This window comes from Paenibacillus sp. LC231 (genome assembly GCF_001860525.1).
Taxonomy (GTDB): domain Bacteria; phylum Bacillota; class Bacilli; order Paenibacillales; family Paenibacillaceae; genus Paenibacillus_AQ.
This window is the reverse complement of record NZ_JFOM01000015.1, coordinates 14,784-40,074: the sequence shown is the minus strand read 5'-3', so window position 1 is coordinate 40,074 and position 25,291 is coordinate 14,784. Positions and strand designations below refer to the sequence as shown.

The 25,291-nt window shown below is 44.8% G+C and carries 33 protein-coding genes and 1 pseudogene; 2 read left to right on the top strand and 32 right to left on the bottom strand.

All coding sequences use genetic code 11. From position 1 onward, the window contains the following. Nucleotides 1-59: 59 nt before the first annotated feature. The 4 genes from AK95_RS10185 to AK95_RS10170 all read right to left on the bottom strand — a co-directional run bounded on the left by AK95_RS10185 (nt 60) and on the right by AK95_RS10170 (nt 3,007). On the bottom strand, nt 60-545 hold the full coding sequence (locus tag AK95_RS10185) for a histidine phosphatase family protein (protein WP_235613077.1): 486 nt from the start codon (nt 543-545) through the stop codon (nt 60-62). 75 nt (nt 546-620) lie between these two features. Next, nucleotides 621-1,502, bottom strand: coding sequence for a class I SAM-dependent methyltransferase (locus tag AK95_RS10180; RefSeq protein ID WP_071220461.1), 882 nt, complete (start codon nt 1,500-1,502; stop codon nt 621-623). A 5-nt stretch (nt 1,503-1,507) separates the two neighbouring features. Further along, nucleotides 1,508-2,059 carry a GrpB family protein gene (locus tag AK95_RS10175; RefSeq protein ID WP_071219861.1) on the bottom strand — a complete coding sequence of 184 codons (552 nt, stop codon included), beginning with the start codon at nt 2,057-2,059 and terminating at the stop codon, nt 1,508-1,510. 207 nt (nt 2,060-2,266) lie between these two features. Continuing rightward, nucleotides 2,267-3,007, bottom strand: a complete 741-nt coding sequence (locus AK95_RS10170; protein ID WP_071219860.1) for an SDR family NAD(P)-dependent oxidoreductase — start codon at nt 3,005-3,007, stop codon at nt 2,267-2,269. A gap of 141 nt (nt 3,008-3,148) precedes the next feature. Between AK95_RS10170 and AK95_RS10165 the strand changes: the two genes are divergently transcribed. Beyond that, nucleotides 3,149-3,652 carry a VOC family protein gene (locus tag AK95_RS10165; RefSeq protein WP_071219859.1) on the top strand — a complete coding sequence of 168 codons (504 nt, stop codon included), beginning with the start codon at nt 3,149-3,151 and terminating at the stop codon, nt 3,650-3,652. A 31-nt stretch (nt 3,653-3,683) separates the two neighbouring features. Here the strand turns inward: AK95_RS10165 and AK95_RS10160 are convergent, their stop codons facing one another. The 19 genes and pseudogenes from AK95_RS10160 to AK95_RS10075 all read right to left on the bottom strand — a co-directional run bounded on the left by AK95_RS10160 (nt 3,684) and on the right by AK95_RS10075 (nt 18,514). Beyond that, complete coding sequence (locus tag AK95_RS10160; RefSeq protein ID WP_083397583.1) at nt 3,684-4,151, bottom strand: GNAT family N-acetyltransferase; 468 nt, start codon at nt 4,149-4,151, stop codon at nt 3,684-3,686. A 74-nt stretch (nt 4,152-4,225) separates the two neighbouring features. Further along, on the bottom strand, nt 4,226-5,038 hold the full coding sequence (locus AK95_RS10155) for a class I SAM-dependent methyltransferase (RefSeq protein ID WP_162487562.1): 813 nt from the start codon (nt 5,036-5,038) through the stop codon (nt 4,226-4,228). A 63-nt stretch (nt 5,039-5,101) separates the two neighbouring features. Next, complete coding sequence (locus tag AK95_RS10150; protein WP_071219856.1) at nt 5,102-5,500, bottom strand: DUF1801 domain-containing protein; 399 nt, start codon at nt 5,498-5,500, stop codon at nt 5,102-5,104. 65 nt (nt 5,501-5,565) lie between these two features. Beyond that, on the bottom strand, nt 5,566-6,222 hold the full coding sequence (locus AK95_RS10145; RefSeq protein ID WP_481855827.1) for a class I SAM-dependent methyltransferase: 657 nt from the start codon (nt 6,220-6,222) through the stop codon (nt 5,566-5,568). Between the two features lie 36 nt (nt 6,223-6,258). Beyond that, nucleotides 6,259-7,098, bottom strand: a complete 840-nt coding sequence (locus AK95_RS10140; RefSeq protein ID WP_071219855.1) for a transglutaminase domain-containing protein — start codon at nt 7,096-7,098, stop codon at nt 6,259-6,261. A 175-nt stretch (nt 7,099-7,273) separates the two neighbouring features. Continuing rightward, complete coding sequence (locus tag AK95_RS10135) at nt 7,274-7,642, bottom strand: hypothetical protein (RefSeq protein WP_071219854.1); 369 nt, start codon at nt 7,640-7,642, stop codon at nt 7,274-7,276. 30 nt (nt 7,643-7,672) lie between these two features. Then, nucleotides 7,673-8,341, bottom strand: coding sequence for an ATP-binding cassette domain-containing protein (locus AK95_RS10130; RefSeq protein WP_071219853.1), 669 nt, complete (start codon nt 8,339-8,341; stop codon nt 7,673-7,675). 14 nt (nt 8,342-8,355) lie between these two features. Continuing rightward, a complete protein-coding gene (locus tag AK95_RS10125) occupies nt 8,356-9,741 on the bottom strand; it encodes an ABC transporter permease (RefSeq protein WP_071219852.1) in 1,386 nt (461 codons plus the stop codon). An 86-nt stretch (nt 9,742-9,827) separates the two neighbouring features. Then, complete coding sequence (locus AK95_RS10120) at nt 9,828-10,916, bottom strand: sensor histidine kinase (RefSeq protein ID WP_071219851.1); 1,089 nt, start codon at nt 10,914-10,916, stop codon at nt 9,828-9,830. Next, entirely contained in the window at nt 10,913-11,590 is a 678-nt protein-coding gene (locus AK95_RS10115; protein WP_071219850.1) for a response regulator transcription factor, read from the bottom strand. The genes AK95_RS10120 and AK95_RS10115 overlap by 4 nt, the downstream gene beginning before the upstream one ends. A gap of 137 nt (nt 11,591-11,727) precedes the next feature. Beyond that, nucleotides 11,728-12,006: a hypothetical protein gene (locus AK95_RS10110; RefSeq protein ID WP_071219849.1), complete on the bottom strand. Its 279-nt coding sequence runs from the start codon at nt 12,004-12,006 to the stop codon at nt 11,728-11,730. Between the two features lie 134 nt (nt 12,007-12,140). After that, a complete protein-coding gene (locus AK95_RS10105; RefSeq protein WP_071219848.1) occupies nt 12,141-12,686 on the bottom strand; it encodes an NUDIX hydrolase in 546 nt (181 codons plus the stop codon). 32 nt (nt 12,687-12,718) lie between these two features. Then, a pseudogene (locus tag AK95_RS10100) lies at nt 12,719-13,202 on the bottom strand (NUDIX domain-containing protein). 66 nt (nt 13,203-13,268) lie between these two features. Then, nucleotides 13,269-13,844 (bottom strand): hypothetical protein, encoded by a 576-nt coding sequence (locus AK95_RS10095; protein WP_071219847.1) that lies wholly within the window; start codon nt 13,842-13,844, stop codon nt 13,269-13,271. Between the two features lie 97 nt (nt 13,845-13,941). Continuing rightward, complete coding sequence (locus AK95_RS34475) at nt 13,942-14,094, bottom strand: hypothetical protein (RefSeq protein WP_201259373.1); 153 nt, start codon at nt 14,092-14,094, stop codon at nt 13,942-13,944. Between the two features lie 181 nt (nt 14,095-14,275). After that, a complete protein-coding gene (locus AK95_RS10090) occupies nt 14,276-14,734 on the bottom strand; it encodes a DUF4830 domain-containing protein (RefSeq protein WP_235613075.1) in 459 nt (152 codons plus the stop codon). Between the two features lie 175 nt (nt 14,735-14,909). Continuing rightward, entirely contained in the window at nt 14,910-15,800 is an 891-nt protein-coding gene (locus AK95_RS10085; protein WP_083397581.1) for a serine hydrolase domain-containing protein, read from the bottom strand. A gap of 142 nt (nt 15,801-15,942) precedes the next feature. Next, nucleotides 15,943-16,719, bottom strand: coding sequence for a glutamate racemase (gene murI, locus AK95_RS10080; protein WP_071219846.1), 777 nt, complete (start codon nt 16,717-16,719; stop codon nt 15,943-15,945). Between the two features lie 244 nt (nt 16,720-16,963). After that, complete coding sequence (locus tag AK95_RS10075; RefSeq protein WP_071219845.1) at nt 16,964-18,514, bottom strand: tetratricopeptide repeat protein; 1,551 nt, start codon at nt 18,512-18,514, stop codon at nt 16,964-16,966. A gap of 243 nt (nt 18,515-18,757) precedes the next feature. Here AK95_RS10075 and AK95_RS10070 point away from each other — a divergent pair, with 243 nt between their 5' ends. Next, entirely contained in the window at nt 18,758-19,564 is an 807-nt protein-coding gene (locus AK95_RS10070) for a lipase family protein (protein ID WP_071219844.1), read from the top strand. A gap of 81 nt (nt 19,565-19,645) precedes the next feature. Here AK95_RS10070 and AK95_RS10065 read toward each other — a convergent pair whose 3' ends face one another. The 9 genes from AK95_RS10065 to AK95_RS10030 form a co-directional block, all read right to left on the bottom strand. Beyond that, nucleotides 19,646-20,482, bottom strand: coding sequence for a PIG-L deacetylase family protein (locus tag AK95_RS10065; protein WP_071219843.1), 837 nt, complete (start codon nt 20,480-20,482; stop codon nt 19,646-19,648). Between the two features lie 48 nt (nt 20,483-20,530). Continuing rightward, the gene (locus AK95_RS10060) at nt 20,531-20,953 is read right to left on the bottom strand and encodes a VOC family protein (RefSeq protein ID WP_071219842.1); all 423 of its coding nucleotides are present in this window, start codon (nt 20,951-20,953) and stop codon (nt 20,531-20,533) included. Nucleotides 20,954-21,109: 156 nt separating this feature from the next. Then, nucleotides 21,110-21,649 (bottom strand): hypothetical protein, encoded by a 540-nt coding sequence (locus AK95_RS10055; protein ID WP_071219841.1) that lies wholly within the window; start codon nt 21,647-21,649, stop codon nt 21,110-21,112. Nucleotides 21,650-21,699: 50 nt separating this feature from the next. Continuing rightward, the gene (locus AK95_RS10050; RefSeq protein ID WP_071220458.1) at nt 21,700-22,245 is read right to left on the bottom strand and encodes a GNAT family N-acetyltransferase; all 546 of its coding nucleotides are present in this window, start codon (nt 22,243-22,245) and stop codon (nt 21,700-21,702) included. 60 nt (nt 22,246-22,305) lie between these two features. Then, the gene (locus AK95_RS10045; RefSeq protein WP_071219840.1) at nt 22,306-22,782 is read right to left on the bottom strand and encodes a hypothetical protein; all 477 of its coding nucleotides are present in this window, start codon (nt 22,780-22,782) and stop codon (nt 22,306-22,308) included. A gap of 272 nt (nt 22,783-23,054) precedes the next feature. Next, nucleotides 23,055-23,150, bottom strand: coding sequence for a competence inhibitor ComI (comI, locus tag AK95_RS34745; RefSeq protein WP_227793437.1), 96 nt, complete (start codon nt 23,148-23,150; stop codon nt 23,055-23,057). Nucleotides 23,151-23,271: 121 nt separating this feature from the next. Further along, nucleotides 23,272-23,943, bottom strand: coding sequence for an HAD family hydrolase (locus AK95_RS10040; protein WP_071219839.1), 672 nt, complete (start codon nt 23,941-23,943; stop codon nt 23,272-23,274). A gap of 87 nt (nt 23,944-24,030) precedes the next feature. Then, entirely contained in the window at nt 24,031-24,426 is a 396-nt protein-coding gene (locus AK95_RS10035; RefSeq protein WP_071219838.1) for a DUF6508 domain-containing protein, read from the bottom strand. A gap of 366 nt (nt 24,427-24,792) precedes the next feature. Continuing rightward, on the bottom strand, nt 24,793-25,269 hold the full coding sequence (locus AK95_RS10030; RefSeq protein ID WP_071219837.1) for a DinB family protein: 477 nt from the start codon (nt 25,267-25,269) through the stop codon (nt 24,793-24,795). Nucleotides 25,270-25,291 lie beyond the last annotated feature (22 nt).

Below are 25,291 nucleotides of genomic sequence, written 5' to 3'. Positions count from 1 at the left end.
ATTCTTTTTCGTAAAGATAGATCACTCCATTTCGAAGTCTCATATAACGTTCCCCCCGCTTATTTTTCGAAAATGTACATGGCACCATTCCTGGGCTGTACAAATCCCTTTCCTCGGTAACCTCTATTGTGCAGTTCCTGAGTCAAGACTTTCATGAAAGCGCCGTGACTGACCACTAATACGTTGCGATCACGGTAATGTTCTTCGATCCAATCGATAATATGCCCAGCTCGCTTCCGTGTCTCGCTTCGCCGCTCCGCTTGCGAGCGGTGAGACAGATACCAAGCCAAGCGCCCCATCATCAACCACATGTAGTAATGAAGCTTTAGATTTCCCAAAGGATGAATCGATTGAACCTCAATTTCTCTTAACCGATTCGTTGCGATGATAGGGCCTGGATATATCGTTTCTGCCGTCTGAATGGCCCTTGGCAAATCACAGGATATGCAGACATTCCACTCCGAATAGTCATAGTCCAGGTCGGATTGTTCAATTTCAGCGTTGTTGTAAGCTTCCACCCAAGCATTGAACTGATCGGACGTCACCCATTTCCTATCCAATATATGTATAACTTTAAAATGTCTTACCAATCCAATTTTCATAGGGCTCCTTAAGCAAGTTTATTCTCGACCAACCGTTCCATAAGAGATCTTCATATTCGGTGCATAAGTCAACCACGAGTCGCTATTAAACACCTGGAACAACTTGAGTTCAGCGGCATATTGGGCTTGGGCCTCTTCTACTGATAAACCTCTCTGTACCATCTGCTCCACTACCTTAACCGGATCCTCCAGTTCCTGCCCAATCCCTTCTTCCTCCAAGGACTGAAAAAGCCGATCCTTCTCTGCAGCATCCATATTCTGATCTAAAAAATTCACTTTATCACTGACTCGGCATTCCACATTCCGTAATCCCAGCTGACTTAGAAGAATAGGGAGCCTCATGCCGATATTCCCGTCTTTTCCGCTATCTTTGGCGCTCGTTTCATACAATTTCTGTAATATGCCCAGACGAACGACTTCAGAATGCTGAATTCCATCGAAGCCATAATTAGCCGTATTAGCAATCCAATGAGGCTCAAAACAAATGACTCGTCCGCCGTCCAGTACACTATCCATCATTTTCTGAAGAATCTCCCGAGGGCTTGCCATATGTAATAAAAATGCATGGCAGATCGCAACGTCATACTGACGTTCCACAAACATATCCTCAATATCTCCTTGAATGAATTCAGTAGAATAGGGCAGCTTATCAAACACTTCTCTTGCTTCCATAATCAAATCCTTGCCTTTGTCTATCCCTGTATAGGTTGAACCTTCGGGTAATAACGGGAGAAGCTTTAATCCTAGATAACCGTAACCACAACCGTAATCCACAATGTTAATGGGAGTATTCATTTTCCAGACATTCTTAACAAGAAACTCCAGGTAATCATCGTTATAGTATAGGCCTCTTGTATTCCTCAGATATTCGATTGCTGAATCCCAGTAATATTCGGACATCATCTTTAATTCCTTTCCGCATCAAGTTCCCCGACTAAATCTGTATCCTGCCTTGCCTTCCGGATCACTTCACGAATGAAATCAGCCTTGCCGCTGGTATAGGCCACGCGGTCATGTTTAAACTGGCTTTCCAGAACTTTTTTTAAGGAATAATACTGATCCCGTGTGTCCGGATGGTTCTTTAAATACTCTCTGAACAAAATCTGGTCGTTCCACTGTTGGCCTTGATACTTGTAAACATGAAGATGATGTGTCCCCGCCCGCCATTGGCCACTTCGAAAGAAAAGCCGCTCCGGGAACTCCGGTTTAAACACATATTCATACCCGATTCTGGCCAGATTCTCTATATATTGTTCATTTTCATTTACTAGCGTTAAACTCAAAACACCAGCCATCATATCAATGGTCGGTTTCGATCCTAAACCCATCACCGACGTGCTCCCGATATGTTCGATGTGTGCATCAAGTCCCTTCAGAGCCAAACTAATTTTATCTTGTTCCCGTTCAAACTCATTCTTCCAGTCCGGGTTGTACGGGGTGACAATGACTTCTTCCATGCGAATATTCCTTTCGATCCATTATCAGACCATTTCGTAGTTCTTAGATATTCCGTCTCAACTTAATTTCAAACTCCGGCTTCGTAATATATTCCATATAGACGACCTCTCGATTAAAATCCAAATAAGCCTGAAATCGCGTACGAATGGCATCAACATGATAACAGCCTCCGATAGATAAGATATACTTCAGTTTTCACCGATCGCTTAAATTTCGTCATAATTCACAACACTTCCGGTTGCAAAATCCTTGTCGATGATACGTAACAGATGCGCACCGATTTCCTCTGTAGATAGAAGCTGCCCTGACTCATGGGCATGGGCGAAGGCTTTGGCCATTTCAAACTCCTGCTCATTTTTCCCTCTGGCCATTCTTTGCATATCCGTATCTACCATACCTGGATTAACCGCAATGATCTCTACCGGGTTTGGCCTGTTCCTTTGCTCGCTCCCTACACTTTGCGTAAACATATTGATTCCGGCCTTGACCGAACAATAGACACTCATCGTAGGTGCTGGATATATGCCAGAGCCTGAAGAGATGTTGATGATTTTCTTCCGAATGGACAACCCCTCCGTCTTCTTGATGAAGCCGGATGTCAGAATCATGGGGGCAACCAGACTGATTTGCACATTCATATGAATATCTCTTGCATTACATTGTTCAATGGCCTTCAGTGGTTCAAGCATGGACGCATTATTGATAAGGCAGATCATATCCGCGTCAACGGGATGCATCTCGTCCAACACCCTATCCACAAGCTCCTCCAGCCCCAACGTATCGCTCAAATTATATACATGGTGTCTGTATTTTGGATAGCTGCTCAATCTCTCGGACGTTCCTCTCGCGATTCCGTGGACTTCATGGCCCTTCTCTAGGAGCATATAAGCCAGTTGCTCGCCGATTCCCCTTGAGGTTCCCGTAATGATGAATTGACTTCCACTCATTGTTTTAACCCTCCGTTATCCTAAAAAGTTAGCTTCGTACTATAATTCTATGAATAAATCGCAATTGGAAAGAAATCGTGTTAAGAAGGATATGGTACGATTGCATTACATTCTATTACCTGTAATGAAGGAGTTGGAATTATGAAGAATAGAGTCCAAAAGATTTCGCCAAACTTGTGGTTTGATCACCAAGCCGAGGAAGCAGCCCAGCATTACGTCTCAATTTTTAAAAATTCACAAATCGAGCGTATCACGCGCTACAGTGCAGAAAAAAATGACAACCATACATTTGCGGAAGGTGCGATCATGACTGTGGAATTCCTGCTGGAAGGCCAACATTTTGTTGCCCTCAATGGCGGTCCGCATTTCACCTTCAATGAAGCCATTTCATTTATTGTGCACTGCGAAACCCAAGAAGAATTGGACTATTATTGGGAGAAGCTGTCTGAGGGCGGCGACGAGAAAGCCCAAGTATGCGGTTGGCTGAAGGACAAGTTCGGTGTATCGTGGCAGATCGTCCCAGCTAACTTAAGCGAAATGATAACTGACGCCGATCCGGCAAAATCCGAACGCGTCATGAAGGCTTTACTCCAGACGAAATCAAAAATCGATATGCAGACGTTACAGCAAGCCTACGAGGGGTAGGAAGGCTGCCTTCACGGCGGTCTTTTTTACTCTATAGGATCGAGGCATGGGAGCCGTGATTACATCCAAACCGAAGTTCATGCGTGATCCGTACATCACCCTTCACTTCTTTAAAACCCAGCTTCATATAAAAATCAGCCGCTTTGGGGTTGTCCGTTCTTAACACAAGTTTACTATAATGACTGCTCGCCTTCTGAATTACCGCTTCGACCAGCCTTCTCCCGGCACCATAATGCCGAAATTCCTTTAACACATACAATCTGCGGATCCTGCCTATGCTTCCGTCAGAATACGGATCACGATTCAACCCGCAAATGCCGATGACTCTAAGACCAATCCGACATTCAAACAAGGCTTCATCTTTATGCTGAAACCTATTACTGCCCTCATTATAATCATCCACTAGCCTATGGATATTCCTGAACCCTTCCCTCTTGCTTTCAGTCAAGAGCTCAGCTAGGTCTATTGCATCCAGGTCATCAACTTCTTGTACGATCATCTCTATCCCCCTGAACATTCGACTGGTACTAAAAAAAAGTATAAAGTACCCCAACCACTCGTATTTATAATCCCTTATCGTTTCTGCCCAATATACAATAAATGAGATGAGACTCCCAAAATGCTGGGGTTCTCCGCTTCCTGGTAGATCAGTTTCATGACTTCCTGGAATTCCTCTTCCCCACGAGACCGCCAATAATCGAACTGCTCTGCCTTGAAGGAGCCTGCTATACTTGACGAGCCAATCAATTTAATCGTCTTGAAGCCATGTGATTCCATGAACGGCTTGATATCCTCCAGATTGAAATAATATGCACCGGTAAATCGTCCTTCATCGCTATGATTGAATATCCCGGTCCTAACAAATTCTTTAATGCTGCTGATCGTATCATTCGGTTTCCAATGTTCCGGAAATGATAAGGATGTCATCAGATGCCGAATTCGGGTCATGAATGCCACAAAGACGTAGCCACCCGCTTGTGTAACGCGATACAATTCCCGGACGGCCGTAGACCGATCTTGTTCTGTCTGTAAATGATATAGCGGTCCCATCATCAGTGCGGCGTCAAACAGCTCATCCTGAAACAGGCTAAGATCGTTGGCATTGGCACGGTGAAATCCTTTGAACTGGCCGGTTAACTTGAGTTCCTCAGCTTTAGCAGCCGCAATCTCGACTAATCTTGGCGTAAGATCTGTTAAGGTCACATCGTAACCGTTCTTTGCTAATTCCATCGAATACTTCCCAGGACCCGCTCCGTTATCCAGCACGTGACCTTTCTCAGGCAGCATACTCAAGATATGATGCAGATTGACGATAAATTCAATGGGCTCCCTATCCAAACGCCCCCATTCATCGAAGGCATTATAGTAATCGATCACATTGTTCAACTGAGTCACTCCTTCATTTACAAGCATCTTATAACGCTAAACGACAACCATGTTACTCCCTGTTTACTCCTTACTCGTTGCTTCAATCCATCGAACGATAACTTCTCTTAATTGTTCTTTCTTCTCCTCCAGATCGTTTAAATTCAATATTTTCACGATTGCCCGATCATTAGAAGCCCATTCCAATAGCGTATCCTCAGGCAGGGTTCCCTTGATGTCATGCGTTTGAACTTTTGCCCCACAATGAAAAATGATGCGAAAGAAGCCCTTTCCTTGTAAATTCAATGTGATCCGGTCTTCCCCCTGAACGCAGAAGCTGGGCGCATTCCATTTGATCTGCTCGGTTATTTGATCATCGACGCTTAATATGAAGCTTCTTACTTCCTCAATTTCAGCCTTTAGTGGATGCTCAAGTTGTTGAAGATATTCCACGACTTGCTCGTGACCTGATAATTTGGCCATCCATAGCTCCTCCTCATATATGATGGGATTCGAAGAACTCATTTTACCCATGCAGACTACGTCCATCATTTCCTCGCGGTCAGGATCGGCTGATAGAAGCCCGATTCCGAAGGCATATGCCACATGATGTCGGTAAATCCCGCTTCCTCCAATTTTGTGCTTAACTCCGATCTCAATAAAACTCTATAGGATGTGCTGTTGACTTGAGTCTTCCATGACCCGTCAATCTCTTGCACAATAAATTGGTTGGTTATATAGCGATGCCCGGCTTCAGCCCAATCCCACACTTGAAAAACGATCCGTTTTCCTTCATCCATAACTCGGGGCAACGTGGCACGCTGTCGATTCTGCAGGATCTCGTCATAGTCGCGAATGGACAATACAAGTAAACCATTGCTTCGAAGTTTGGCATAGAGATTGTAGGATGCCTCTCTTAAATCTTCATCAGACAGTAAATGGGGGATCGCATTGTCAGCAGACAGAACAACATCAAATTGCCCAGGGATATCTTGCTCCAGCGAACGGAAATCCGCGACATCAAAATGAACATGAACCCCCAACTTGTCTGCTTCCTTTTTGGCTCGTTCAATGGATTTGGGACTAAGATCCGTAGCCGTTACGGTAAAATTATGCTGCGCTATTCCCAAAGCCTGTGTGTGTCCGCAAGACCTTCGTAAAAATCCAAGCTGGTGTCCTTCAATACAATTCCCTCCTATGAACAAAGCATGTTTTTATACAAGTAATGTTAATAACGGTAACTATGCCATAACACTCTTTCCTCTTGGTTTATCCATTATGGTGGATGGACGACTCCAAAAGTTTTGCGGGTTTCTACTAATTTGTACGCTTTGATGTTCAGGTATTTCTCTCATCAGTTCAATTGGAGTAAAGTGCTCCGGCAATAAGGCACAATAGTCTTTCTCCATACGAGCTTCATAATTGTATTCACTATCAACAGGACTGTAAAACCAAAACATATTTTTGGCCATATAACCTTTATAAAAAATGCTCCAGTCCGTCTCCGTCGATTCACCATTAACCCAGACGGGCTGATTGGAAGAAAGGCGTTCCCGAAATTCCTCTAAACTAAGAGGAATTCTACTATCATCAGTAAGATAGCAATTCCATGAACCATCCATGCAGACCCATTTGCTCAGCGTATTAGAATAAACAAGTGTGACCACGTGGCTATCCAAATCATATGCATCATAGGATCTGCAATGAACTCTTCGAGAATGGAACCCTAGGCTCAAGAATACTTCATTCAAGACGGTAGCAATCACATAGCAATTCATCTGGATAGGTTCTGAATCTGAAAGCCCCAAAACATGTAATGCATTAACTTGCTCCGGCGGCCTTACATTCCCATGTGGAAGCCGTTCATTCACCCATTTCGTTAGATTTTTAATTTGTGATAGCTCATCTTTCGTTCCTGCTACCCGTTCCAAAAGATACTTTTCTCTCAAAAGAATCAAATCTTCGTGTGAGCTAGGTTGGTATCCATACGCTATACGCTTCTCGTCTGTCTCCATCTCGTATTCTGCTAATTGTAAGAGCTTCAGATAATATTCATGAAATTCCTTCATATATCCAAACAAGAATATCGCCTCAATTCCAAATAGAAGAATTTTCCTTTCCTCTATAATAGATGATTTGTGCCCGGGAAGGAACCAAAAAGAACCTCACCAATGGGAGGTTCTTTTTGGTTCCATTTACTCACGATTGACCCAGGATCCATCCTTGGTCCTGTACTTCTCAATTTCCACACTTCTACTAATTCTGATTATTCCGGAACCACTCTTCAAAATCTTCCCCGTCCGATTCAACGGACCGATCATTGGAGGAAGTAGAGCCCGCCTGCTGCCGTGCGAAAGTAACATGGCTTGCTGGACCAGAAGCATTCCGCTGCAGCATCCAACCGAGAGTTCCCAGGATCACGGCAAACAACACATACTGTGCACTGTTCGCCATATAAAAGTTGACAATATCATACTCGCTTCCGCTTACACTGATCTGATTCTGTTCCATCATGCTGGAAATGTAGCCGTGCGACTCCACCGCTGCCCAAGCCGCATACAGCGTTAACAATCCGGCAAGAACGTACAGAATGATGCTGAGGACATGTATTTTCTTTTTGCTCATGATATGTTCAGCCTTTCTATCTAAACTTAATTAAGATTTGATATAGAGCAGTTTCCCTTCCGAGAGTCCCCACACCTCGTCTGCTACCGATGTGACTTTTTTGGAATGGGTAACGATAATGACGCATTTACCATGATCATGTGCAAGGGACATTAGAATATTCAACACTTCGGCTTCCGTATCCCGATCCAAATTCCCGGTCGGCTCATCGGCAATGAGAACATCCGGATTGTGCGACAAGGCTCGTGCAATCCCAACACGCTGCTGCTCTCCCCCCGACAGCTTCAATATTCGACGATCTGCCGTATCCCGGTTGATCCCCACCTTTTCCAGAAGCGAATAGGCAAACGCCTTCTTGTCCTTTTCCTTACTGCCGCTTATATTCATGGACAGCACAATGTTCTCGACGGCCGTCGCCGTAGTGAGCAGATTAAAGCTTTGAAAAATAACGCCGATGCTCTTCGCTCGATAATAGTCGCGGTCGAGCGACTTCAGACTATCTCCTTTATACAAAATCTCCCCGTTCGCACATACGTCCAGGCCAGACAGGAGAGACAGCAAGGTAGATTTGCCAGAACCGGATTTTCCTACAATGGTATACACTTTACTGCTCTCAAACGCCACATTGACGTTCTTCAATACAAGCTGCTTTGCACCTTCATAGCGATACGATACATTTCGCAAGGCCAATACACTCATATTTCATGCGCCCCCTAGTTCCGTTCCATCAAAATTTTGATGGGTTCGTATTTCGTAATTCGGCTGATGCTCATCATGCTGGAGACCCCTGCTAACAGCAGCGCTATAAGTGCAATTTGTAAAAGGGTATCCATCCCCAGCCCGACATCGATTTGGCTGATCGGCGGGGTTGTTACGTTACTCATATTGCTCTGTCCCCCGACCATCAGAAATTTACCGGGTCCGCTTGCGGCTTTAGCCTGTTCCGCTGCTTCGATCTGATTCTGCAGAATGGTGTTGGCCGTAGGCTGCGACAGCGCACTTCCAATGACCAGCCCGACAACAAGGCAGACGGCCGTGATCATAAGCGCCTCGCTTATGAGTCCTGCAGCGACTTTGCCTTTTTTCATCCCCATCGCCCGTAGAACCCCGATCTCATATTTCCGCTCCCTGATCGTGATGGAAGACAACAGCGCAAGTATAATCGAACCCAGAATAATCACAACAATCATAAATGTTAAGAAGATTCCCTTCATCGCTTCGACCGGGCCAACAACCTTGGCATAACTCTCCTCATCGGTGCTTACCGTATAGGAACCAGGAAGCCCTTTGTCACGCAGCTCCTTTTCGAAATCAGGCAATAGATCCGGACTTTTCATGTAATAAGTAGCCTGAATGTTGACTGCACTTGCTGACGATGGATCATCCCCCATCACCGTATCAAAACTCGTCAAAATTTCGTTGCGGCGGTTCATAAAACTCATCTCCATGGGCATGTCCCCGTATTCTGCAGTAGAGTCCAGATAGATTCCGGTAACGGTCAATGTATATGGATTGCCTTCGCCCATCACGCTATTCACCTCAATCGTATCCCCGACCGAGATATCGTTCAGCTCTGCAAACTCCTTGCTTACGATACTTTCATTGGGCTCCTTATAGATTTCGCCTTCCGTGATGGATCTCTGTCCATCCGCGAAATCGGCAAGGGTCTCCAGGTTAGAATTTCCCACAAGTTTCATCGTAGGATTGCCTTTGGACGCTCCCCCCGGCCCTTGAAGCTTGATATTTCCACCTTTTAGATCCTTATCCTGGTCCACCGCTTTGACGGTATTACTGACACTCGGCACAATGGCAGAAAAGGTGCTCTGGCGCAAATATTCTGAATTGGCAAACTCCAAATATTGCTCCGACGTGACTTTTTCATAATCCGCTCCCTTGCTGTACATTTGTTCCAGATCGGGAGCTATGCTGACTTTGGATCCAAACTGTGTTTTATAGTCGTCAATGATCCTGCCTGACGTGTTGTTGATAATCAGCGAGATGACGGTCGCAATGATGATGACCAGGACGATGATCCCCATCAGCAGGTTTCGTCCTTTGTTTCGGCCGATGTTTTTCATGGCATGTTGAAAGATGTACATGGTTATCCTCCCTTTTGTTATTGGCCTAAGATGCAGCGAAACGGTTCACTGCCACCCTGGACAATCCCATTCTAATGAATGCCATGTTAATCTAATGTTAAGGCTTCCGGGAAAATCATATAAAATGTAGTGCCTCTAGCACCTCTATTCTCTACCCAGCACAATCCGTCGCAGAGCTCGCACACATGGCGTACCAGACTCAGTCCGATGCCGTAGCCGTCTTTCTTGAGTTTGCCGACCCGATACTGGTAATCGAACAGCTTCTCCTGCTCCGCTTCGTCGATGCCTTCTCCTCCATCGGAGACCGCTATAATCACGCTGCCCTTCCTGTTGCATACCGACACATGGATTTCACTGTTCCCGCCATACTTCACCGCATTGGACACCAGATTGGTGACAGCCCGGCTTATCCAGAGCTCCCGCCCGATTATAGTGTTGTTGGCCTCGTCATCAAAATCAAAATGGATGTTCGGGTGCAGCCTCCGATATTCGTCACATACATTAGCGCACAGAAGGGCTGTATCGACCAATTCCATGGTCGTATTTTCTTTGGAGGCACTCAATGTCAAAATATCGTCTAGACTATCCGTAACCTTATCCACCTCTTCCGTCAGCTCCCCATGGTCTGAAAGCTGCAATTTGGCTCGGAGCAAGGAAAGGATATTCTTCTGCTCATGCGTCACGTAAGCGCTAAGCCGGACGTAATCCAGGGTGTACGCTTCGAATTTACTCTTAATCTCCTGATATGCTTTAACAATGGCAGGATGCTGCTCCATGATGATATGTTCCTCGTCCATGCTGCTTAGTTGCTTGGCTAATAGGAGGGCCTGTTTCTCATGCTGGACCTTCAGAATTTTGGACAATACCCAGGTCCCTGTTACGAGTATGCCTACAAGACATAGAATCAAGATAGGAATATGCTGAAGCAGCGCTCCCACATAATAATCCTCCAGGTTTCTCTTGTTGATAATGGACGGCTTCAGATCGAGGAAGGACATGCCGCCAAAACTCCCGTTTTGAATGAGCATGGTCACTTTGTTCATGTTCATCATAAATAAATATGTGGGCAGATTGGACTCGGGGACCGTAATGGAGCTAATGAATAAAATGAATGCAAGAATCAAGCAGGTCGTCACCGTAAGGGAATAATACAGAAGAACTCGGCTGACTTTCATCGAGGTTGTCCGCATAACTGATACCCGTTCCCTTTCATGGTGACCAGCAGCCCCTGCCCACCTTGCAGCGTTAATTTCTTGCGCAAATTCGCAATATGCACCCTTAGCACCGACGAGAACGGGTCAAAAAACTCATCGTACACATGCTCCGCAATATCCTCGCTGGATACGATATCCGGGCTTCGGCTAGCTAAATACTCCAATATATCAAATTCCTTGGCGGACAATGCGACCTCCATTCCATCTATGTAGGCCTTCCGTGTACGGGGACAGACTCGAATGCGGCCGATATCAATCTCATTCTTCGTTCGCCCATAATAGCGGCGGATGACGGCTTGAATCCGGGCTTCAAGCTCGACAAAATCAAAAGGCTTGATGATATAATCATCGGCCCCCGTGTTTAATCCCAGTGCTCTCTGAACGACTTCATCCCGTGCCGTAACAATAACGATTGGCGTGTCGATATGCTGTTCACGTAGAAAGGAAAGGATCTCCATCCCGTCTTTGTCAGGCAAATTCAAATCAAGCAAAATAGCATCATACCGGTTGGCAAACCCTTTATCTTCACCTTCAAGCCCTTGGTTGGCAACATCGACATGAAACCCGCTTTTTTCAAGCCCGGCTTTCATGACATAGGATAATTCACGATCATCTTCGATTATTAGCAGACGCATCTCTTCTACCACCTCCCCACCATTATACGGTTGCCAATGTTAAATCTACGTTAAGAGGACCTTAAGATAAACTTACTGCTGTCATAAAAAAGGACCCTGGAGCATCGGCGCTCCAGAGTCTGTGAGATGGCATGGTTTTATTCGAAAATAATAGGAATAAGTACCGTAATCAACAGGGTCAGAACTAAAAATGAAACAGAAAAAATAGAATACCCCGAGTTCTTTCGAAACCAGATTAATCCGATCAAAATGGCAATGAGGGGCAACCCGAGTAAAAAATACAAGATGTATTTCATAGTAATGACGCCTGCTAGATAGTTCATGTAGATTAAAATGCCGATAGGAATCCAGATCACTGCAAGCAAGAGTCCGTAGGAGGTGGGGACCAACGCCTTATGAAGTAATTTGTTCATCATGTTTTTATCTCCGTGATGGATGTATTGTAGTTCTGGTTCATTCCTTCGTTCTCGCGCCTCTCAAAACCCGGCCTAGATATATCCTGTTTAGGTCGAGCCATGTGGTGTTCGAGTATTTTTTCTAACGAGATAGATTAAATTGCAATTCCCTCTCCCCGATACTGATTTAACCACGCCCCCCTCATCGCTTCATCCCTTTCAATCGAGGAACTGATCGGAAGCGGCGTTTGTTCGACCAGTTTACCATCCTCATATGTACATCGATGATCATAGCAATTCGAATCATGTAGGATGAGTTCGAGCGAACCCGGTATATTAGCTGCAATTCCAGCATTTGCATCGTCAGTTATCCAGCTCACTGGTTTCCAATCCAATATTCCTTCAGCTGTCGCGATCGGTGTAGGGTAACTGTAATCCTCAGGCACCTCCGCTAGATATAAATACATACCACCCGTAATCGAGCCGTTGACGGACCAAGTCACTACGCCTTTAAAGGTTAGATTGTAGTCTCGTATATGTGTCTCTTCCTCCAGCTCACGTAACATCGAGTCTCGCGGGGTTTCGTTCGCCTCCAGCTTGCCTCCCACGCCATTCCAGCACCCCATCCATGGCGGGGATTTACGATTCAACAATAAAACCTCATCACCGCGCCGAACAAAACAAATATTGTATTTGATCATCTGATAATGGTCCCTCCTCCGGATCGTTGCCCTTATCTCAATCTTCTGATCTTCTCATCGATTGACTTCTGTCCATCCTCATCCCAGACAATAGAGATTTCAAAAGTCCCTTCTTCAAAGAATAGGGGAAATCTTCGTTTAAACCAGGGCTGCATAGGTAGATCCATTGCTTTCATCAATCGGTACCCAAACGAGCTCACCTTCCGGTGGATCCGCTAACAGCTTGCCTTCAAAAGAGTCCGCCAAATAATTAAACACCATGTAACGATAGTTTGTTTGAGGAACCACATACTCATCTAATCCTTTGTACACCAGGTTTTTCACGATCAGTCCTGTCTCCTCAAAAACCTCACGCACAGCACCTTCTGAAATACTCTCAGGAAACTCCACTTTTCCTCCTGGACCAAGATATCCGGGAAAACCCAGCTTGTCTGGGCGATTGATTAATAACACTTTATCATCTTTTTGGATCAGGCACATTGTGTACATGCCATAAGTTATAGGGGGGCTAGACATTCATTTTCCTCCATCCTGCAGCTGTAAGCTTGCGTTAGACAAACAACCTCTCTTATGTAGTTACATCTACTGCTCCCTCGAATACAAAAGTGCTCCGCCAGACCCCAGAATAACGAAATGTCGACCAGAAGGCGAAAATCCGCATTTTATTTTCCCATCCAGCCGGTTCAATTCAATCATCGCGGCTTGTTTAAGATATTCATAGTTAGGGACAAATATCTGATCCAATACGACGGAAGCCCTTGGCCACCAAGGGTGAATGACTTCAAGCATCCAACCATCGTGCGTGATGTGAATCCCATCTCCAGACTCAAATCCAAAAATAGAAATGTCCTGTCCGCTCTTCGGAATATGAAAACTCAAGTAATTCTCGCTAATATGATCTTCGGTTACATCAGAATCCCGCTCTCTGTGAATCAAGGTTCCTGACTCGGCTTGCGTAATACTGTATCCATTGCTGCTGATTAGAACAAGATTCTCATCGGCATCCCACCCGCACGCAATACACCCCGCAGCTGGAATGATAACCTCGTGACGCCAAGGATGCGGCGGTTTCGTAGGTTCTTTGGCCTGTGCCTGGTGCAGCAAATCGATCTCAAACTTCGTTCTGATTTCCTTATTTGAATGTTTAAAAGGATTCATATCAAATACTCCCACATTGTTGTATTAAGGCGAATACGCACCCAGATTCCTTCTCTGCTCGTTAAGGAAGACTAACTCGCTCCACTAATAAACAATTTCACGGTTTAGGATGATGGTTCATCTCTTGTATTCTTGTGTTAAGTTCATCCAGTGAACGCTGCATGCGTTCCATTCTTCTCAGAGCAGAATACTGATTGCTGATGATTCCGGCCAAGCCAACTATCATAACGATAATAATCAAACCGATCATATTTAGAATGCATCCTTTCGTTCTTAGATTCATCTCCAATAATATTAGTTATCAGGCAGCATCGAATCGCGAACCCATTCGTCAAAACTACTAAACATCAACGTCTTCGGCCATTCCGCCAACTCTTCATGTTTCCAGGTTAATGCACCTGCGAATATGATCCTGCAATACATCTCAACATTTACGAAGACGGACTACTACCTAACTCCTTGCGATGAAGAATAGGATTCATAACACTTTGATCGATGTGCAATGTTCCATCAACTTGTTCTGCCTCATAATTAAATACCAAATACCCTCCAATAATTTCATTTCCTGACTCCAGTATATATCCTACAATCTGATTGTACGTCATTGTTTTCTCTTGCAGGAAGTACCCTGTCTCTGTAACTTCTTGATCCAAAAATCGGGTCAAATCCACATGACCCAATTCTTTAATATCTTTCACATGCGACTTAAAGGATTGTAAAGTATGGGCAGCGTATTTTGTTTCGGACGCAAATCTATCAATGCTCCATCCGTAATTCTGCAAGTAGTTAACATGCTGTTCTTTATGGATTTCTATGACGACCCCATCATTCTCTTTATTACAACCAACAAGGATAACTAACAAAAGAATGAAAAATAATTTTAATTTCAATTCCCCTGTCATCTCCTACATCAGGATTATGAGTATCTGAATGAGAAACCTTTATTATGCTTGGGCCGGACAATAGATTTTGCCCATTGTGTGGGTCCAATTTTACCGCTGGCGTAAAGGTTATCGTCAATGCGTACCGCCCTTCAGTTTATTATTGCACTATCAGCTCTACCTTTTATAACCCCAAACACTCGTATAATGTTTCATTAAACATGGTCTGATCTTCACTATAATTCTCCGTATATTTGTTCAACATCCGAACCCCTACCGCATTGGACTCAGGGATAACTACACAATGACAGCCGGCGGCTCCGGAAGCATAAAACCATTTTTCTTGATAATACCATCCAAAAACCCGGCGTTGATCTTGAGTTTCAACCCTTAATTGGTTAATTAAACGAAATACTTCACTGGATAGGAGTTGTTGGTTATGAACGGTTCCCTGACATAGATGCAGATATCCCCACATCGCCAAATCCTTAGCGCTGGCATACAAATTCCGGTCGCAGCCTTCATCGGATTCTATTCGAATGGATGCATACCCATCCGCAGCTTGAAAATCACATACCAATCGAGCTTCCGGCACAGACACCCACTCCGAATGGTTCAACTCCAGTGGTTTAAATACCCGGTCTGTTATTAATTGAGCGATCGTCTTGCCTGTGATCGCTTTTATTAGTTTTCCTGCGACTTCCTCGCGTTCGATTCGCTGGGGGCCAAAGTACTTCGCATTGGTTTTGGTGGCTAAATCTCGGATGGTCACGCCCTTTAAATCGCTTATCGCCATATCCTTAACGATATCAGAGACAACCGTATCGATGGAGATATTCCCTTCTGTAACCGCTATGGCTGTTGCCATGCCAACATATGACTTTCTGATTGAATATAGATTAAACATCGAATCCCTGGTTACCGGCAATGCACCACGCTTAAAATGATGCTGACCAGAATACCATTCCGTTACGACTCGACCATCTTGAATGATGAACAAAGCGGAGGCAGAAGCACCATACTTCTCCTGAGAAGTTTGTGTATATGATATTAGTTTCTCGAAAGGATTGCCCATAAAAGTCCCCTTCTAACATCATAACCCGGCCTTTAGAACGTAGGTCGGGTCATATGTTGTCTGTTATTCTGTTATATTATTTCGTTGCATAGATCGATAACCATTGAGGAAGCGCTGCAAGCGGGTTCAATTGCCTGTTACCCTATCCCTCTATTTCCCTATAAATGCTCAGCGCTTTCTTCATCTTCTCTGTGTACTCCATGGATTGCCTCGAATTGAATAGCGTAACATCCCGATTACCGCTGGAGCTGAGCAGATCATTGTCACTTAAAACCTGAATAAGTCTGTTCACGGTTCCTTTACTGCCATCTATCATGCGAATGTGATCCGGCAGCAGATCCGATAAGATGCTTTTGTAAAATGGATAGTGGGTACAGCCCAAGACAATAGTTCCGTACTCATTCATATCGAAGGATTCGAATTGCTTCGTAAAGTAATCCTTCATGACCTTTTGATCGAAATTCAAAGCCTCACAGTGCTCTACCAGCTCCGGAAGAGGCAGGGAGTCCACGATATGCATGCTGTCGACTCGTCGAACCAGATCCCTGTACTTCGATTCCTTTATCGTCAGCGGTGTGGCAAGCACCAGGATTCGCTTCCCGCTGGAACGACTGATTTCGACGGCCGGCTTTACGGCCGGTTCCATCCCGATAACCGGGATCGGATAAGCCTTTCTCAGATCGGAAATCGCCATGCTTGTAGCCGTGTTGCATGCAACGACGATGGCTTTGACTTCTTCCTTCATGATCGTTTCCATTGCATGATGGATGTAAGATTTCACGTCTTCCTTGGCTTTGGTGCCATATGGCACATGGAGGGTGTCCGCATAAAACAAAAAATCTTCCTGCGGCAGCTCCTTCATTGCCTCCGATAACACGGTTAAACCGCCTAAACCTGAATCAAAAAAAGCTATTCTCATGTTTTTCACCTATCGTTGTATGTTTTTCTGTCAGCATCATTACGTAAATGTCCTTATACATTATACTCCACTCCAACAATCCTCGCAGGGCCATCTGTATGAATGGAATCGTAAATGGGATCTAGTTCAAAATACAGAACGACCCAGCCTTATTGTAATCTCAGAGGCCGGGTCGCGTGCGTCGTTCTATGCAATTCCGAGAAAAATACGCAACTTCCTTCGTGAAGATTAAGTAACCCGTGTATTACTCAAAACATTTCAACAGTGCCAAAGCCTCTTCATGATCGGGTTCCAGAACGAGCGCCTCACGCGTGTATTCCAGAGCCTCTTCGTCGAGGCCAAGCTCATAGCAGCAGATCGCCAAGCAATATATAACCGTTGGCACCGGCTCGTCTTCGTCCGTTTCCACGGATTCCTTTAGGAAGAACCTTGCATCCTCGTACATATCCATCTCGAACAGCACCAGCCCCGCGTCCAATGCCAGATCATAACGCTGCTCCATCACATAGTACGATGACCACATTTTGTAGATGCCTGTTCGAATATCCAGCATTTCTTCGTCATTGGCATCCGGCAGCAGATTCGAGATGCGCTTCGCGCTCTGAATGAAGAACTCGGCGTCATACCCGCCCAATCGCCAAAATGACAAAATTTGCTGCATGCCCATGCTTTCAATATTCCGGTCGATCCATTCCTTCATACTGAAAAATTCATCAGGCCCGAAGCGTTCGATAAATTGGCGGTAAGCGATCCGGGTGTTCGCATAACTCATCGGTGCTTCCAGCATGAGGATACAGCCGACGTTTATATTTTTATAATGCTGCGTGGGAAAAATCGCGTGTGCGCCCCTTTGCTCAAACACATGCTGCAGCGCATGATAATTAGCCGTTAATGAGAAGCTGCCATGGTAAATTAATTGCGGCGGTTCGGCGAACTTCCAATTATCGATATGATGATCTCCTTTATCCGCCGTGAGAAGCATGAAACCCGACGTTGATAACTGATTCAGACGCTCCATGCAGGTCAGTCCCACCTCCGGAAACAGGATATGCGAATCCTCCAGCTCTTGCTGGTAGTAGGCAATGACATTACGGTACGGGTAGGTGTCCTCCTCGTATCTGGGCGCACGGCGGTGCTCGTAGGCCAGTTTCATTCGTTCCAGTGCTTCAGCCGGCTTGAGCTTGTCGTGCTGCTCCGGAAACTCGATAACAACATCGCTCTCGTAAATCTTGCCTTCCCCCACATAGATCAGTTCTTGCGGAATACCGTCAAAGAAATAGTTCGCGACAACCAGCAGCGGCTGCTTTAAATCTCCAGGACGTATCGTTGTCTTCGATACCACCAGGTTCAGTTCCGTGTCATGCACGGCATCGAACCTCGCGAAGTCCAGCAGCCCCTGTTCAATATAGGATTGCATGGCAGGGTGTTGACGCCATGCCGCAACATTTTTAATCGGCAAATCCGTCATGACATAGCGGAAAGGGGGCAGCGCTATACCCGCAAAATCTCTCAGCTCGCACAGCTTGTGCAGCACATGATAACCGAGGCGCCCGGCCCCCGCTCCCAGTTCCAGAATCGTAACCGTTTCGGTTAGCTCGCCTTGATCGGCACGGTCCCGAAGGAATCCGAATATAATTTCGGCGTAAGCCGTAGCAATCATAGGGTTGCTCGTAATATACTGCGGAACCTGGTCATTATTCCAGGCTTTCATCCCCAGTTCTTCGTAGTAAGTCCGCTGTAGTTCCCAGATGGGTGCTTCACTGAAACGGAAGCGTTGTTGAATATTGTCCGTCATTCTATATAACCCTGCTCTCTATGTATCATTAAAGTACAATCTGATGATGTGCATGCTAATGCACCGGTCGACCAAGAACGTCTATTGAATCGTACCATATAACTTGGTTCTACCCAAACCTTCTGATGATAATATCCCTTGTATGAGCTTGGGCCTGATGGCGAATGCGCCATTCTTAGGCGTATAGGCACCTTTCCTTCCGCACTCTAATATAGTGTAGGAGAACAGAAGGGCGGGATGTGCATGGGTACGAGCATGGAACGAGAACAATGGGCCATTTTCTTGGCAGCGATCTGCGGACAGACCTATACACAATTCAGCAATACGGACGGCTCATTTGTCCTTCCGCTAAATTATTCGCTCTATGACACCATTGAGGCGAACTCCTTAATCAGCGTGTCCGAGCGCTTTGGGTTTATTCTGGAATCACCGGATGAAATCATTATCGCCTTTCGGGGCACCAGTTCAACAACAAACTGGATCTCTGATGCCATCGCCTCCCAAAAAAACTTCAAATATATTAAGGACTCTTCTCTCACACACCGCGGTTTTACTAACATCTACGCCTCTGCTCGGGGCCAGGTCATGTCGGCTCTTAACCGACTTCCTGCACACAAGACACTCTTCATTACCGGCCACAGCCTTGGAGGAGCGCTCGCAACCTTATGTGCAGTCGATGCGGCCGCCAACACGGACCACCAATCCCCTTATGTATTTACCTACGGGTCCCCTCGTGTGGGAGATCTCGATTTTACCAAGGCCTTCGCCAAGTATGTTCGAAACAGCTGCCGCATCGCCAACCTGTTCGACGTCGTAACACATGCCCCGCCTCACATCTACAAGATGCCTAAACGGGAGAAGAAGTACTATTACAGCCATGTGCATACCCAATGGCCGTTGACCTTCCAGAATGGATCGGTGAGCGGCAATCATGTAATCGGAAGTTATTATGCGGAGCTTGCCAAGCTCCAGCCGGAATTTGCCGATCGCTTAAGTTTGACGAATCCCGAATTCTGTCCCGTTGGAGAATCACCATTGGAGAAGGTTTAAGCTTATTTTTCGGATCATAAAGAAAGCGGATTGCCCTGAGAAGGGAATCCGCTTTCTTTTATGATCTAACCAAAAAATAGACTACACATGAGTACCCGTTAACATCGGGAACAAAATCTCCATTTCAGCTTCATTCGGTCTTCTGCCATAATCCGCGATTTCGAAGGGCTCTGCATATTGTACGCTGGCTGCAAGGTCTTGGCCATATTGCTTCGCAAGCGAAGGCATCATTTCGTCCGAAACGCTCAGGAACCGATCCCAATGCTTTAGAATAAATTCCCGCTTCTCTTTCCAGGTATCCGGTACGGCATCCAAGAAACCGCCCTGCCAAGGCGCAAACTCATAGAATTGGGAAGCATGAGCATCGCAGGCGAGCAATTTCTTCTCGATCACGCCTCCAGCATCGATAACAATATCCGGCTGGTACGTCGCCCGTGCCGCATAATCCGGCATCAGCAGGAATATCGGGGATTTCTTCAATGACGGCACTTCAGGGACGGCATTCGGTACGTTCGCAACAAAATCTGCCGCATCCCGCACGACCTTCCCGACATTGCGGTTATCCACATGACCGGGACCATCCGGATGGAACGTAATGACGATATCCGCCTCCCAGCCGCGAATTAGACGGATCACTTCCTTGCGCACTTCGAGCGTTGGCATCAATTCGCCATCGGGAATGGGCAGAACGACGTATTCTAGCACCCCAAGACGCTTTGCAGCCTCATGAGCTTCCTGAATCCGACGTTCGACCAGCTTCTGCCCGCTCATTTCATGATGACCGCAGCATCCATCGGTTAGCGTTACGAACTTCACCCGATGACCCATCTCTGAGTAAGCTGCCGAGATCGCGCCTGCATAGATTTCGGGTTCATCCGGGTGCGCTGCAATGACAATCACATTGAGAATTTTAGACATCTGTTGCTTCCTCCTTGCAGGTTCTTGGATATCCGTTCGATATACCGATTACTTCGTCCGTTTCATCAATGGATGATCTTCCTTCAACTCCAGCAAATCCCACAGATTGCCGTATAAATCCTTAAATACCGCCACCATGCCGTAATCCGCTTCTTTGGGCTCTCTTACAAACTCAATCCCCCGCGATACCATTTCACGATAATCTCTCCAAAAATCATCTGTGTTCAAGAACAGGAACACTCTGCCCCCGGACTGATTGCCTATAAATGGCTCTTGCTCCGGCTTGGACGCCTTGGCAAGCAATATCGTCGTGCCGACCGATCCGGGAGGTGCTACGACCACCCAACGTTTATCTTGCTCAGGCTGGTATGTATCTTCAATCAAGGTGAAATTCAGCTTCTCGGTATAAAATGCGATGGCCTCATCATAGTCCTTCACGACTAATGCAATATGGACAATGGATTGTATCATGTCTACTCCCCTACCTATGTGATTTTTCAATTCAGTTTCTGTTTCTTATATATCTTCTTGTAGGTTAGGTACGCCGAGGAACCTTGTATACCATTCTACTGCTTTTTCCATATCGTTGACATGAAAAAAACAAAACGAAAAAAACACTCAGAGTGATTAACTGGTTCCATTAGGTTGCAGCTGCTCAACGGAATTGGCGGACTGAATGAATTCTTGCTTATCCAACCTAGGCTGTCCTTCATTAAGAAAATATACAAATCTATAGGTTAAGCCGTTATTTCTCCACCATAATGATTGACCATCATCATCTTCATCATAATATCCTTTAATGCCATGTTTCAGTTCATGACTTTCTTTACCTCTGGCAATGGATTCTTCACTGTAGATCTCGTCCGTCTCGTCATAGGTAATGATGAGATTATAAAGCTGCTGTTTATTAATATTCCTATGGTGGTATACCACTTCCTGAAACTTCCCTTGCTTGGTTTCATACGATTCCAAAGAAGCCGTTGCTTCTGTTACATTAATTGGGATGTATGTTGGAATCTCCGGGGTGAACTCCAGCTTGGATTCAATAAGCGCAACCGGCTGCTCAATTAGATGCACATAATTTGTAGTTGATATATCAGAGTTGGTCTTACATGATGTAATGACAATCAACACAAAAAAGATCAGTACGTGTTTTACTATTTTCATGATCCCCTCCATATTGAGATTGGCATCGACGAATTATTAACTATTCTTTCCTACAATTGTTTACCTTCAAAGAACTCCTTTTCAAGGATGGAATAATAGTACTGATCCGTCCATTGTCCCTTCCAAAAAAGTTCCTCTTTAAAAACGGCTTCTTGGGTCATCCCGATATGCTCCATGAGCGCTGCAGATCGAGCATTTTGCGAATTACACATACCAACCACTTTATGCGCATGCAGCTGTTCAAAAGCAAATTTCAAAAGAAGCTGAGCAGCCTCACTCCCGTACCCCTGTCCGCCATGTTGAGGGAGGATCGCAAATCCCAATTCCCAGCTCTTCCTGTAGTCGATATAACTCCACACTTGAGCAAGTCCGATTGGAGTTCTATTCCCATCATTCGCTAAACGAACTATAAAATCATAGCTTGCTGTTTCGTTGCCCTCCCTAATTTTCTCCAGAAAGTTACTTCGAACTTGTTCGTCGGACGGTACAGATTCTTCAAACTGCCATAAATCTCGATCGCATTCAATCCTGCATATAAAATCCAAGTCATCGTTTGTGATTCTAGATAAGATTATGTGTTCTCCATAGATTTCCATAAGAGTTCCTTTCATATTACTATTATAGTATTGATTCATATGCACAAATACGATATGTTCTTACTCTACCTTCCAAGCATGTGCTAATTTTATGAGTTCTTCTTTCGCTTCTATTTCACTGTCGCCTATAACTTCTCCTTCAATATAAAAAGTTCTTATTAATTCCTCCGACTTTTCTTTAACGGGTTTCTGAATGTATATCAAATAAAATACTTTATCCGGAGCGGGATAAACTGCCGAACCACCATGTAGAAACCGAATTAATATTGCCTGGCCAATAGGTAAGTCTATACTTTCTTTGTTCGTTATTTCCGAATGATTTCGAATACCCACATGTTCTGTTGGACCATCTTGCTGCCCGACCGTGATCTTAATAAGATCATTCCAAATAACAGAGCCTGTATGTTCATCTAAAGTCAGGGTAACGGAGATATTAGGGGCTTTCGTCTCAGAGGTTTTTTGTGCAAAAAAAGAAATGATCAGAATTGAGATGAGTAGAAATATTACACATATGAAAATCGTATATTTCTTGGTCATTTCGTTCCTTTCCTTTTCCAGATTCTATATACTCCGATCGATTTCATCGACTACGAAAGAGCGATTTTACATGATGATTACTTTCTTGTTTTCTACGCTTCCTCAGGTATTTCTAAGCTTTGATACATATTTTATTTTATGGTACTATATATGTAATAAAGACCAAGTGCAGCGAACACTTGGTCAGTACAATTGGCTTGGATGGTTTATTCCCCTCTAAGTCATTTAGGAACGAAAAACCCACCTTCGGCGCGTAACCTTTGGGTGGGTTTTTACTTTTTCTTGTTGTTATTGTTAATGTATGTTAAAAGAGCAAGAATGAACGATCCAAACAAAAACATAATCGTCAATGCATCCTTTACCTCCATGGCTTCACCCCCTTTCGAAGGGAAACCATGCCCACCCAAGATTCAATTGTAGTTATATTTTACCTTTTATCGAATCTACGCACAAGCGTTCCTATTCATTATCGTTCTTAGATATTTCGCGCTAGATGATCCCTTCTAATTCCGTCAGCTTCTTTATGATGTAATCGGGCTGTATATGATCCGGCTTTAATTTGTTCATACGATTGATCCAAACGGCTCGGATTCCCAATGCTTGAGCCCCTACAACATCACTTGTTAATGAATCCCCGACATGCAGGACCTCCGCAGCCTTTAACTCATACCTTCTAAGTGCTTCTACAAATATTTCCGACCTCGGCTTATATGATCTGACATCTTCGCTAGTGATCACGCCAGTGACCTTTAAATTGTGAAACCTTATGGCTGTCATCACATCCGATGTATCAATATTAGAAATGATATATATGGGCAATTTACACGACTTAAAAAAAGAGAGCGCATCTTCATAAATACCTGGCTTTTGCCAATGCTCAAATTGCTCCTGTATGATCTCCTCTGCAATGCAATCCGATTTGAAGTAGTCTATCGTCGTGCGTAAAGATGTTCTGCCCAGATTTCTTTGATTATCGAAACTTTCCCCATAGCTTTCATGAAACATGTTTGAGAAGGACTTCCACCAGTATTGTCCTATTTCCTGAATGGTGCAGTCCTCAGAGGAAGTCTCCTTGATTTTTTGGCATATTAACGGAATGATCTCATCATCTTCATGAACCACAGTCCCATAAAAGTCGAGGAAAATCGCTTTGGTTATCATTGTTATTCCTCCCGTACGCTCTAATTCCATCACTTCATATGAATGTACTAAGTCAATTCGGTACGAGGATGACAAGTATGCGTAGGATCAGGATGCGCCCATTAATTCTCTCAGTCTTAACAAAATTTTAGCTGCGTGCCCTTTCGTGCATACGTGGATAAATAACCCTTCGTTAAATCGATCCCCCCGAATATAACTGGTCATTAATTTTCTAAGGGTTGTCAGATCGGCGTTCATGATGCTGCTATCCACTTCATAATCTAAGTTCCTGTAGATCTCGTTCTCCATTAACCAATCACTCCAGTTGAATACCATTAAGAAGCCGACATCATCTAACGCTTTACGAAAACTTCCGATTTCCTGACTTTCGCGCATGTATCCATTAACTTCATGGTAAAAAACGGACCCAGGATCTTGGAAATATTCGAGGTATTGGAGTAATCGATCCACATCCTCGGAAGTTAAGTCTGCGTCATACGGCATGCAATCACCTCACTGATTCTAAATTTATCCCTGCACACAGGCTTTTCACGCCACTTATGGATAAACACCCGAGGGCACTAGTTCTACTAGCGCCCTGTCGGAGCTTTCCTCGCCTCGAATGTAATCATCTGATCTGCTTTAACAGGTTTATTCAATCTATTTCTTTAGAGGCATTCCTTACATCATATAAGAGAGTCGCAGGAAGAACTATACCCATTATATTTATAAATAATCTCTACTTAAAACGATTCCCAAGGCATATATTCTATTTTACATCCTAATTTCCATTTGGTAAAAATAGCAAAAGGACTCCCCGGCTCATGAGATCATGACAGCAGGAAGTCCCCTATGTGTGATGCGTTTAAGCTACGCTCTTAAAAAGGCAATGTAATCCGTTATTAACCCTTTGTGTCCCAAATGCCGAAGCATAGTCGTGATATTACCTCTATGGTAGGTTCCATGATTTACGACCTGCTGGAGAATCTCCGAAATCGAATTCTGAAATCCCTCGCCTGCCGTGTTGTGATAAGTCACAACCTTCCCCATATCGCCAACCGATGCTAAATATTCATGGTGCTTGGTTTGAAGCTCGCTCAGGTATTGACGAGCTGCTTCCAAATTCGCGAACGGTCTCGCGGCAAGCGACGGGGGACTTTCCTCCTTGATCCGGGCAAACCAAACTTCCTCCGCAGCTGCAAGGTGACCGAAGACTTCGGCGATGGATTTGAAGCTCAGATTCACTTCCTGGAGAAACACGCCTTCCGGCAAGGATTGCAGATGGTTCCATAGTCTTTCGTTCGCCCAAATGTGATAATCGTACAATTGAAGATACGCTTCGTTCATTCTGCTCTCTCCTCTCTCGATC

Excerpts from the sequence above, each read along its gene's own strand:
- AK95_RS10180 (WP_071220461.1), bottom strand. The coding sequence starts at position 1,502 with ATGTCCGAATATTACTGGGATTCAGCAATCGAATATCTGAGGAATACA.
- AK95_RS10175 (WP_071219861.1), bottom strand. The coding sequence starts at position 2,059 with ATGGAAGAAGTCATTGTCACCCCGTACAACCCGGACTGGAAGAATGAG.
- AK95_RS10170 (WP_071219860.1), bottom strand. The coding sequence starts at position 3,007 with ATGAGTGGAAGTCAATTCATCATTACGGGAACCTCAAGGGGAATCGGC.
- AK95_RS10165 (WP_071219859.1), top strand. The coding sequence starts at position 3,149 with ATGAAGAATAGAGTCCAAAAGATTTCGCCAAACTTGTGGTTTGATCAC.
- AK95_RS10160 (WP_083397583.1), bottom strand. The coding sequence starts at position 4,151 with ATGATCGTACAAGAAGTTGATGACCTGGATGCAATAGACCTAGCTGAG.
- AK95_RS10150 (WP_071219856.1), bottom strand. The coding sequence starts at position 5,500 with ATGGCCAAATTATCAGGTCACGAGCAAGTCGTGGAATATCTTCAACAA.
- AK95_RS10135 (WP_071219854.1), bottom strand. The coding sequence starts at position 7,642 with ATGAGCAAAAAGAAAATACATGTCCTCAGCATCATTCTGTACGTTCTT.
- AK95_RS10130 (WP_071219853.1), bottom strand. The coding sequence starts at position 8,341 with ATGAGTGTATTGGCCTTGCGAAATGTATCGTATCGCTATGAAGGTGCA.
- AK95_RS10125 (WP_071219852.1), bottom strand. The coding sequence starts at position 9,741 with ATGTACATCTTTCAACATGCCATGAAAAACATCGGCCGAAACAAAGGA.
- AK95_RS10120 (WP_071219851.1), bottom strand. The coding sequence starts at position 10,916 with ATGAAAGTCAGCCGAGTTCTTCTGTATTATTCCCTTACGGTGACGACC.
- AK95_RS10115 (WP_071219850.1), bottom strand. The coding sequence starts at position 11,590 with ATGCGTCTGCTAATAATCGAAGATGATCGTGAATTATCCTATGTCATG.
- AK95_RS10110 (WP_071219849.1), bottom strand. The coding sequence starts at position 12,006 with ATGATGAACAAATTACTTCATAAGGCGTTGGTCCCCACCTCCTACGGA.
- AK95_RS10105 (WP_071219848.1), bottom strand. The coding sequence starts at position 12,686 with ATGATCAAATACAATATTTGTTTTGTTCGGCGCGGTGATGAGGTTTTA.
- AK95_RS10095 (WP_071219847.1), bottom strand. The coding sequence starts at position 13,844 with ATGAATCCTTTTAAACATTCAAATAAGGAAATCAGAACGAAGTTTGAG.
- AK95_RS34475 (WP_201259373.1), bottom strand. The coding sequence starts at position 14,094 with ATGATCGGTTTGATTATTATCGTTATGATAGTTGGCTTGGCCGGAATC.
- AK95_RS10085 (WP_083397581.1), bottom strand. The coding sequence starts at position 15,800 with ATGGGCAATCCTTTCGAGAAACTAATATCATATACACAAACTTCTCAG.
- murI (WP_071219846.1), bottom strand. The coding sequence starts at position 16,719 with ATGAGAATAGCTTTTTTTGATTCAGGTTTAGGCGGTTTAACCGTGTTA.
- AK95_RS10075 (WP_071219845.1), bottom strand. The coding sequence starts at position 18,514 with ATGACGGACAATATTCAACAACGCTTCCGTTTCAGTGAAGCACCCATC.
- AK95_RS10070 (WP_071219844.1), top strand. The coding sequence starts at position 18,758 with ATGGGTACGAGCATGGAACGAGAACAATGGGCCATTTTCTTGGCAGCG.
- AK95_RS10065 (WP_071219843.1), bottom strand. The coding sequence starts at position 20,482 with ATGTCTAAAATTCTCAATGTGATTGTCATTGCAGCGCACCCGGATGAA.
- AK95_RS10060 (WP_071219842.1), bottom strand. The coding sequence starts at position 20,953 with ATGATACAATCCATTGTCCATATTGCATTAGTCGTGAAGGACTATGAT.
- AK95_RS10055 (WP_071219841.1), bottom strand. The coding sequence starts at position 21,649 with ATGAAAATAGTAAAACACGTACTGATCTTTTTTGTGTTGATTGTCATT.
- AK95_RS10050 (WP_071220458.1), bottom strand. The coding sequence starts at position 22,245 with ATGGAAATCTATGGAGAACACATAATCTTATCTAGAATCACAAACGAT.
- AK95_RS10045 (WP_071219840.1), bottom strand. The coding sequence starts at position 22,782 with ATGACCAAGAAATATACGATTTTCATATGTGTAATATTTCTACTCATC.
- comI (WP_227793437.1), bottom strand. The coding sequence starts at position 23,150 with ATGGAGGTAAAGGATGCATTGACGATTATGTTTTTGTTTGGATCGTTC.
- AK95_RS10040 (WP_071219839.1), bottom strand. The coding sequence starts at position 23,943 with ATGATAACCAAAGCGATTTTCCTCGACTTTTATGGGACTGTGGTTCAT.
- AK95_RS10035 (WP_071219838.1), bottom strand. The coding sequence starts at position 24,426 with ATGCCGTATGACGCAGACTTAACTTCCGAGGATGTGGATCGATTACTC.
- AK95_RS10030 (WP_071219837.1), bottom strand. The coding sequence starts at position 25,269 with ATGAACGAAGCGTATCTTCAATTGTACGATTATCACATTTGGGCGAAC.